Source organism: Nocardia sp. NPDC023852 (assembly GCF_040639505.1).
Lineage (GTDB): Bacteria > Actinomycetota > Actinomycetes > Mycobacteriales > Mycobacteriaceae > Nocardia.
The window spans coordinates 38067-46304 of the sequence record NZ_JBFAAB010000006.1 but is presented as its reverse complement, the minus strand read 5'-3'; the positions used below and the strand labels follow the sequence as shown (position 1 = coordinate 46304).

Below are 8238 nucleotides of genomic sequence, written 5' to 3'. Positions count from 1 at the left end.
TGGTGTTGGCGGGTGGATTCCGCCTTGGCGATTCATGACGTCCAGTGGTGGTGATGGTGTCGGCGATATCGAGTGATGCCGGTGTTTGCAGCGCCGGGATGCCGTTTGTGGTGTCGGTTCCGGCCGGTGATGGACTAGGTGTCGTTGCCGACGAGCGCGGCTGGTGTACTGGCGCCGGGGTGTCGCCACACAAGGTGAGGCGGTTGTGGACAGGTGTGCCCGGTTGGTCGCTGCGGCCGGGCTTGTCATGGGGTTCCAGTGGTTGGTTCTCACGGGAGTAGCCACTACCTATTGGCTACGGATGTTCGAGCCTTACCTATGCACCCATACTTGTCGTGGTCCCTATCTGCGTAGGTGAGGCCCAACCCTTTTCGTGGATTGCGCTGTGACAAGGAACTGAGGCGATGGTCGATATGACTCCCTGGCGTCGTCGCTGTGTGCGGCGCGAGTCTGTAGGAGTCGCGGTGCGTCGCCGAGTTTCGGTGGATCTCGCGTCGGAGAGTGACTTTCATCGTCGCCGACTGGTGGGTATCTGCTGGCGCAGCGGTGGTATCACCATGTCAACGCGATCCTCGGTGAGGCGTACGGCATCGCAGGGGATTCGGTCATCGGTGCTGCCGGTGAATTGCGGTAGGTAGGTGTCGATTTGCGCGTCGAATTCTTGCCTGATCCGTCTGCGTGTTCTCGAAGTCAACTGCGTCCCCGCGCCGGATCGCCCGAACGCCGACCCGCCTGCGACGCGCGGCGTTTCATCCCACGCGACGGCTATCCGATCCTCGTGGTCATCATTCGCGTGCACGTCACCGCCGAGTACGCCGTACCTGCGGATTCGCGGCTGGTCGTGAGCAAAGCCAACGTGGCGACCGACGTCGTCGTGAACGATGCCCGCGGGCTGGCCGGTGGCGACCGGCTACTGAATCGCTCCGAGAGCAGCTGGCCGATCATCTGTGCGAATACCCCAGATCCTACGGCTCCACTCAGGATCGAGGGCGACCGTCTCGATCGCGAGGAGACGCAGCACCTGTAGATCCTTGGCGGCGTGTTGGAATCCGGGCTGAACGTGACCACACATATCGTGACACTTGCCGACGGGGAGCCGGGCAATCGCAGACCCGGCAAGGAATGAACACCGAGAGAGAAAAGATAGTCAGGAGTAGGACCGATGGGTGAACTCGACGATCTGCGGAAGCGCTGGTCGACACTGGTGGGACAGGCGTCGTCCGGCGAGCTCGAATTCGACGAGAACCATGCCCGGGTGTGTGTCCACGCGTGCGAAACCGCGCTTTCCGGCCTGAAAGCGATCCAGGGCTACATTTCGGCTCCGCCGTCCGACGGTCAGCCGCTGGATACCCTGCTAGAATTCGGCAACCTGCCTTCCGGCATCAGTATGGCAGGAACGTTTTATCGCAGGGCAACACATCTGAGCAATGTACTGGGGTCACATTTGTCCATCGTGACCGAAATGGCAACGACATTCGCCCTGGCCGAAAAACAATACGCTAATGCTGAAGAGGAGTCCCGGAACAGCTTCGCCGACATCGCCCCGGCAAAGCTTTCGGGCAAGCCGGAAAGGCTCTTTGCGAAGGGGCTCAGGGAGCACAATACAAAGTCTCTGATCCCCGCCAGCGTCGGCGTCCGCGACAGCGGTATCCCATCCCCCGAGGCCGGCGAGTCGCTCAGCTACACGGCTCTGTACCACCTCGGCCAAAGCATCAGACCCCAGCCGGTCGCCGATGCCGCCAGCGGGTGGCTCTACCTGGCTGAACAACTGAAGGATGTGTTCTCGGGCCTGAGGGAAAAGATCGTCGCAACCCAGAACTCGTGGTCGGGACTCGGTGGAGATGCTGCCCGCAAGGCCGTTTCGGACTATGATGCGACGACAAAGCCCCTGGTCGACAATATGACAACGATCGGCAATAATCTCCATTACGCTTCGGCTTGGCTGTACACAGCGAAATGGACCATGCCGACGTCCGCGACAATCCCGGACAGCGGCGCCGTGGCGGTCGATCTCTCCGGGGTCGGGCTCGAACCAGCCGCTTGGGGAGACGATCCTCTTCCTCGATTCCGGAATCGCTACGAGGTTTCCTATCGGGTCGGTTTTTCCGAATCGGCAGTAAACATCCCTGTGTTGCCAGTGCCCGATCCGGTCACCGACAGCGCAGGCGACGCCGAGCCGGGGGGAAGCGCTGACGCATCCGGCGTCAGCAGCGGTTATCCCGGCGGGGTCGGAGGCCCTGGGCTCAGCAGTGGTTACCCCGGCGGCGTCGGAGGCCCTGGACTCACCGCCGCCAGTGTGGACACTTCCGGTCTTACTGGTGCGCTGCCAACTGCCGGTGGCGGTCCCGCACCGGTCTCCGGCATCGGCGAACCGTCGGCCCAGCTGCCGACCTCGCCATCGGGTTCGGATCTCGGCCAATTGTCGAATATTGCCCAGCAGGCTATGTCGGGTGCCCAAACCGCCGCTCAGGCTGCTCAGGCGGCAGGTCACCCGGCCATACCACCTGTGGGCAGCATGAATGCGCCCAATGCGGCCGCGGATGCGGCCAAAGCGAGTCGGCTAGCCGGTCTGAAGGGGGGAGGGCCGGGCGGTCCCGCAGCGGCGCTTGCCAAGGAAGCGGCCTTGGCGAGGGATGCGGCGCAGTCGAAGCTGTTTCCGCGGGCGGGCCTTCCCGGAACGGCTGCCGGCACGCCGATCGGACGTACGGGTATGGCTCCGATGGCCGGGGCGCCGGGCACACCGGGTTCGGCAGGGGCGCCGCAGGGTGCGGGCAACAAAGACCAGGGCAAGGAACACAAGCGCCCCGACTTCCTCGACTCGGCAGAGCATCTGGAGGAAGCGATCGGCGAGCCGATGGCCGTCAAACCTGTTCTGGACCAATGAGCCGTACCTGGAGCTTCACCGATCTCGAGTTCGTCGTTCTCTGGGAGAGACTCGAGGAGGATCTTCTTCCGCATCCGCTCATGTTCACCAGCCGCATTCGGCTGCACGATGACCTTGCCCGGGAAAAGGCGCAGATCTGGGATCGGTTGCGCTCGACGGTGGACGGCTCGCTCGGGGACGCGCTCGCTGCTATTGCCCGCCCGGACGTCCGCCTGGCTGTGCAGGGCCGCAACGGCAAAGACCTCGACGACCCGGCAGGCAGTATTCGTATCCTCGCGACCAGAAGCGGCGACATCGGGTATGTCGTGAAGCAACGTCCTGGCGAAACCATCCGGCACAGTGCCGGATTCACGATCACCGAATGCAGTGCGGTAGGTCTCGCCGACGCGGTCGTTGCCGAGCTTCCCGAGAGAGAGCCGGGCAAACTCGCCGACATCACGTTGGTCCCCGAACGTTCGGCCGACGACATGGATTACTCATACGGTAGATCCAGGGTGGAGCAGGCTACCTTCGAGAATTCGGTCGGACAGCGGTCGCAACGGTTTCTCGAGTCTTCGTTGTCCGTCATCGGAGCGATCGAGATCATTCAGGGCCGATCGCGATTCGGACCCCGCGGTGTCACACGGCATGTGCTCCAGTGGCGGGATGTGGAAGGCGACGGTCGCTACGTGATAGCCGTGCAGAATCCATTGGCCGCGGTGGCCGCGGACCGAAAACGCCTGACCGCCATGATCAATACCAAGATCGCCGAAGTAGTCCGCGTCATCAAGGACGAAGGCGGCGTCTGACACGCGACCGGGCCGGGTCGGGCGTGTCGCCCGACGTGTGGGTTCGAAGAGCGATGCAATCGAACCCGGATCCGATCGCGCTGCGGTAACGAGCTTCTTCGCATACCTCAGGAAACAACTGGACAAGGGCCTGAGGTCCCGTTGTCGTGGCTATTGCCCTGGGGGCAGTTGGCGGATCTCGGCGGCCAGGGGGCCCGGTAGTTTTCGCGGAAAAAACAACGAAGGCCGGTACTTCTTTGCGCCGATGTTCCTCGAGCCCCGGGAAGTGGCTACCTCCATCAGCGGACGCGCGCATGCCGGGGGATTTGAGGAGCAGGGCAGCGAGCCCGAGTATGCTCACCTGATCCCGAAACGCTACGGCCTGAGGGGGTTCCGAGGTCCGTGTGGTTCGTTTCTGTTGTGTCCTGCTCTGTCTTGGGAGGTCGTCGTGCGTGTCGGTCGATTGGTTTCGGTTATTGCCGCGGTGATGCTCGCCGCGCTCGTCACCGGCGGGGGCCCTGCCGCCGGACAGAGCGATTACGCGCAGACCGGGCTCACCCTGCACAACAACTACCGGGCCAAGCACGGTTCCCCGGCCATGACCTTGACCCAGAACCTGAACAACCAGGCCCAGAAATGCGCGCAGTACTACGCCCAAAACCGCGTGATCGATCACAGCTGCCCCTACAAGAACGGGGCCGGGGAGAACCTCGTCGGAGGAGAGGGCAGCTGGGACGCTGTCTCCTTTGTCAAGATTGGCACGAAGCTGTGGTACGACGAGATCAAGGACTACGACTTCAACAACCCCGGGTTCGGCATGTCGACGGGTCATTTCACGCAGTTGGTGTGGAAGGCCAGCACCCGACTCGGTATCGGGTACGCCTCGGAGGGCGGCTGGACTGCCGTCGTCGGTCTCTACAACCCAGCCGGCAACGTAGAGGGGCAGTTCCCCCAGAACGTGGCACGCCCGCGCTGAGCCAGGCCTGTCCACGGCGATCTTCTCGGCCGTAGCGTGACTTTTCTCGTGGATGTTCCTCGACCCCGAGGTACGAGCGCAACGGTTGCCGTGTACGCGGCGGCGTCAGCTAGGCGGTGTCTCGAAGTAGGTGTCGAGGTTCATAGCCATTGGTCGGTGGCGGCGATCTGGATGATGGCGAGGTAGCGGGTGGCGAGTTTCTCGTAGCGGGTGGCGACGGCGCGGTGTTGTTTGAGCCGGTTGATGCCGCGTTCGATGGTGTTGCGGTGCCGGTAGATCTCACGATCGAACGCCGGTGGTCGTCCGCCCCGGCGGCCGCGATTGCGGCGGTGTCCTGCTTGATCTGCCGGGACCGGAATCGTGGCGGGAATGCCACACTCGCGCAGGTAGGCGCGGTTGGCGGCCGATGAATACGCTTTGTCCGCCAACACCCGGTCCGGACGCAGGCGTGCCCGTCCACGTCCCAGGCGAGGGACCCGGATGCCGACGAGGACCGCGGCGAACTGGGGGCTGTCGCCGGCTTGACCGGCGGGGAGCAGCAGTGACAACGGACGCAGGCCGTGTTCGCAGGCCAGATCAAGTTTGGTTCCGGCATGGGGGGCCCAGTGGCGCGAAAAGTCGCGCTAAGCCTGCCCGGTTCGGCTGATTTGGTGTGGTTACTGAGCGTCGTTGTGGCGCTGGTGGTTTCATGAGCGGCTGTGCGTGATGAGGGTGTCGTGCCGGGGTACGGCCAGTACGGGGTGCTGACGCGGGCCGAGCTGGAACGGTTTTTCCATCTCGACGAGCAGGGCCGGGAGCTGGTTGCCGAGCGCCGCCGCGACAGCAATCGACTGGGGTTCGCCGTCCAGCTCGTGACGGTCCGCTATTTGGGGATGTTCCTGCCGGACCCGCTGGAGGTGCCGGTATAGCGAGGTCGTGTCGGACATTCAGCAAGACCGCCGTCGTCGTCATCACCGCGAAGTCCGCTGGGCGTAAGGTCTCGGCCTCGCCACCGCAGGCGTCCGTCTCGCTTGACCTCTTGCGCGTCAGTCCGGCAGCCAGTGCAGCTCGTGCGCCAGGGTTTTGGCGACGGCACGGATGCGGCGGTGTAGTGGCGACTGATCGCGTGGGAGGACCAGGTGGAACGTCAGGCTGGGCGCGCCCCGCAGCGGTCGCCAGGTGAGACCGGCCGGTTGTGCCGTGGCCGCGGTTTCTCCGGCCGGGGCGAGGGTGACCCCGTCGTGTAGGTCGCGCTGAGACATGTCGAAAGAGACTGCGGGCGTGTGGAATCGGGGGTTTGGTCGGGTGTCGCGGAACAGTGCGGACAGCTGATCGTGGATCACGGGGTTGGCCGCGCGGCCCGGGAGTCGCAGCGGATACGCGGCCGCGTCGGCGATCTCGATCTCCGGGTGTTCGGCCAGCGGATGGTGCTGCGCCAGCTGGACCCCGATGCGCTCACGCCGCAGCAGGAACCGGCGCACGCCACGGCCCGGCTGTTCACCGCGGGTGATCCCGGCATCGATGCGGCCGTCGGCGACCGCGGGGGAGATCTCCGGTGTCGCCATCGGGACCGCGCCGACCTCGAGTCCGCTGTTGCCGCGAATGAGCCTGTCCACCAGGGCCGGTGCCGTCCCGGCCCCCGCGCTGAGGCTGTATCCGATGCGCAGCGTGCCCAGTTCACCGGCCCCCGCGCTCCGGGCGGTGTCCCATGCCCGGTCCAGCGCCGCCAGCGCGGGCGGCGCGGACTCCGCCAAAGCCACACCGGCCGTGGTCAATACGACGCTACGCGTGTCACGGACCAGCAGGGCCGTACCGAGTTCCGCCTCCAATCGGCGCATCCGGGCACTGAGTGCGGGCTGTGCGATACCGATCCGTGCAGCCGCGCGGGTGAAGTTCAACTCCTGCGCCAGCACCAGAAAGTACCGCAGGCTCACCGTATCCGGCGCCACATGCCCTCCCCGCCGATTGATAACGATCCGTTCTGAGCCTATCGCGTACCGGTCTTTCCCTCGACCGCACATCAAGCCCTAACCTGCGCATATGACGATTCAACCGACCGCAGTACCGGTCGCCGGGATCGATCGATCTGAGTGTCGATTCGAAGTCGGACGTGTCCGGCCGAACACAGGAGGTTTCCATGGCTAAGGGCTACTGGGTCAGTGTCTACCCCGCCATTTCCGACCCTGAGAGGCTGACTGCCTACGACAAGCTGGCCGGTCCGGCTGTCCAGGCTGGGGGCGGGCGCACCCTGTCCCTCCTCCCGTCCCGTGGCGGTCGAGTCGTCGCCCACGAGGCCGGAATCACGCAACGCGTCGTTCTGATCGAGTTCGACAGCTTTGAACAGGCCGTCGCGGCATACGAGAGCGAGGCATACCAGAAGGCGCTGGTGGCCCTCCCCGACGGCGTCGAGCGCGACTTCCGCATCATCGAAGGCATCGACTGACCGGCGGGCCCAGCCATCGCTGAGCATCTGTCACCTGATACGCACACGGTGCTGAACGACGACTCACGTCGCACCTTCATCGACAAGGCCTCCGGCAAGGACACCGCTCGCCCGCAGCTGGAGGAGCTGGTCGGGTTCGTCCGCGACGGCGACACCGTGATCGTGCATTCCATGGATCGCCTGGCCCGCAATCTCGATGATCTGCGGCAGTTGGTGCGCACCCTGACCGGCGACAATTCGCTGGCCAGGACGTGGCAGCGTCGAGCCGCAAGTACGCGTAGACGGTTTCGCGGCTGACGCCGAACTCCTTGGCCAGCGCCGCTTTCGACTCCCCGCCGGCCGCCTGGACACGCAACTGGGCGGCCTGCTCGGCGGTGAGCGCTGGTTTGCGGCCGGTGTAGGCGCCGCGGGCCTTCGCCGCCGCGATGCCCTCACGCTTCGTGTTGCGAATGCCGGTGGAGCCGTCGGGTATCAGTCAGTGTCTGTTCGATCGGTGCGCCGATCTGACGTCACCATGCGTCGCACTCCGGAAGCGAGACTTCGCAGAATTCACCCGTATCGGGTGAGTTGGGTCTGGGTCAGCTGCTCATACGCTCACTGTGCGAACGAGAAGAGTTTTGGAGCCGCCGCGCTGGTCACTGTTCTCGGTGATCTGACCGGTCGGCTCGGATACCAGGCAGCGTGAGCTTCGGCGATCCGATCGGGCTCGCGTGGACCCGACTACCTGCGCGGTCAACGCATCGACTGTTGGAGGGCACATGACCAGAATGGAAATGCCGGTCAAGCAAATGACCGTGTCTATGTCCGAGGCCAAAGAGCCTGTTGAGCGGAGCTTGGGCTCGTACACGCTGCACAACGACACCGATTCCCACGCCTCGATCTACATCGGCGACGGGCCGCAGGGCTATCCGAAGCACCTCATCACGTTGGCTCCTGGTGCTACCAGCGACTCCTTCGATGACGGCTCATGGGCAGCCCTGTTGTGGATAGAGAGCGGCTCCCATCAGCAGATCCAGTGGGATCCTGACAGCTTTATGTTCACCAATTACTACCAGGCCGCGCTGACCCTGCGGCCGAACCAGAACAACGTGAGTTCCTTCGCCTGATCCGAGAGCTTCGAGGCGGGCTGGACACCGCGATGGCACTGAGGACTGGACCGCGTCAGGCCTCGGGCGCCGAAACCAATGCG

7 protein-coding genes and 4 pseudogenes are annotated in these 8238 nt (G+C 64.4%); 8 read left to right on the top strand and 3 right to left on the bottom strand.

Features of this window, described 5'->3' with window-relative positions; genetic code table 11:
- Nucleotides 1-778 precede the first annotated feature (778 nt).
- The 4 genes from AB0H00_RS12925 (at nucleotide 779) to AB0H00_RS12910 (ending at nucleotide 4627) form a co-directional block, all read left to right on the top strand.
- Nucleotides 779-1027, top strand: a complete 249-nt coding sequence (locus tag AB0H00_RS12925) for a hypothetical protein (protein WP_357265185.1) — start codon at nucleotides 779-781, stop codon at nucleotides 1025-1027.
- A gap of 135 nt (nucleotides 1028-1162) precedes the next feature.
- Nucleotides 1163-2884, top strand: a complete 1722-nt coding sequence (locus AB0H00_RS12920; RefSeq protein ID WP_357265183.1) for a hypothetical protein — start codon at nucleotides 1163-1165, stop codon at nucleotides 2882-2884.
- Nucleotides 2881-3672: an ESX secretion-associated protein EspG gene (locus AB0H00_RS12915; protein ID WP_357265181.1), complete on the top strand. Its 792-nt coding sequence runs from the start codon at nucleotides 2881-2883 to the stop codon at nucleotides 3670-3672. The genes AB0H00_RS12920 and AB0H00_RS12915 overlap by 4 nt, the downstream gene beginning before the upstream one ends.
- Before the next feature lie 427 nt (nucleotides 3673-4099).
- The gene (locus AB0H00_RS12910; protein ID WP_357265179.1) at nucleotides 4100-4627 is read left to right on the top strand and encodes a CAP family protein; all 528 of its coding nucleotides are present in this window, start codon (nucleotides 4100-4102) and stop codon (nucleotides 4625-4627) included.
- A 140-nt stretch (nucleotides 4628-4767) separates the two neighbouring features.
- Here AB0H00_RS12910 and AB0H00_RS12905 read toward each other — a convergent pair.
- Nucleotides 4768-5211 (bottom strand): annotated as a pseudogene (locus tag AB0H00_RS12905) (transposase); the annotation flags it as partial.
- Between the two features lie 114 nt (nucleotides 5212-5325).
- Here AB0H00_RS12905 and AB0H00_RS12900 point away from each other — a divergent pair.
- A pseudogene (locus tag AB0H00_RS12900) lies at nucleotides 5326-5529 on the top strand (DUF4158 domain-containing protein); the annotation flags it as partial.
- 123 nt (nucleotides 5530-5652) lie between these two features.
- Here AB0H00_RS12900 and AB0H00_RS12895 read toward each other — a convergent pair.
- On the bottom strand, nucleotides 5653-6555 hold the full coding sequence (locus AB0H00_RS12895; protein WP_357265177.1) for a LysR family transcriptional regulator: 903 nt from the start codon (nucleotides 6553-6555) through the stop codon (nucleotides 5653-5655).
- Nucleotides 6556-6743: 188 nt separating this feature from the next.
- On the opposite strand from AB0H00_RS12895, the gene AB0H00_RS12890 reads away from it, so the two are divergent.
- Complete coding sequence (locus tag AB0H00_RS12890) at nucleotides 6744-7049, top strand: DUF1330 domain-containing protein (RefSeq protein WP_357265176.1); 306 nt, start codon at nucleotides 6744-6746, stop codon at nucleotides 7047-7049.
- Between the two features lie 75 nt (nucleotides 7050-7124).
- A pseudogene (locus AB0H00_RS12885) lies at nucleotides 7125-7277 on the top strand (recombinase family protein); the annotation flags it as partial.
- 31 nt (nucleotides 7278-7308) lie between these two features.
- Here AB0H00_RS12885 and AB0H00_RS12880 read toward each other — a convergent pair.
- Nucleotides 7309-7500: pseudogene (locus AB0H00_RS12880) on the bottom strand (helix-turn-helix domain-containing protein); the annotation flags it as partial.
- Between the two features lie 307 nt (nucleotides 7501-7807).
- Here AB0H00_RS12880 and AB0H00_RS12875 point away from each other — a divergent pair.
- The gene (locus AB0H00_RS12875; RefSeq protein WP_357265174.1) at nucleotides 7808-8155 is read left to right on the top strand and encodes a hypothetical protein; all 348 of its coding nucleotides are present in this window, start codon (nucleotides 7808-7810) and stop codon (nucleotides 8153-8155) included.
- The last annotated feature ends 83 nt before the right edge of the window (nucleotides 8156-8238 follow it).

Excerpts from the sequence above, each read along its gene's own strand:
- AB0H00_RS12915 (WP_357265181.1), top strand. The coding sequence starts at position 2,881 with ATGAGCCGTACCTGGAGCTTCACCGATCTCGAGTTCGTCGTTCTCTGG.
- AB0H00_RS12890 (WP_357265176.1), top strand. The coding sequence starts at position 6,744 with ATGGCTAAGGGCTACTGGGTCAGTGTCTACCCCGCCATTTCCGACCCT.
- AB0H00_RS12920 (WP_357265183.1), top strand. The coding sequence starts at position 1,163 with ATGGGTGAACTCGACGATCTGCGGAAGCGCTGGTCGACACTGGTGGGA.
- AB0H00_RS12875 (WP_357265174.1), top strand. The coding sequence starts at position 7,808 with ATGACCAGAATGGAAATGCCGGTCAAGCAAATGACCGTGTCTATGTCC.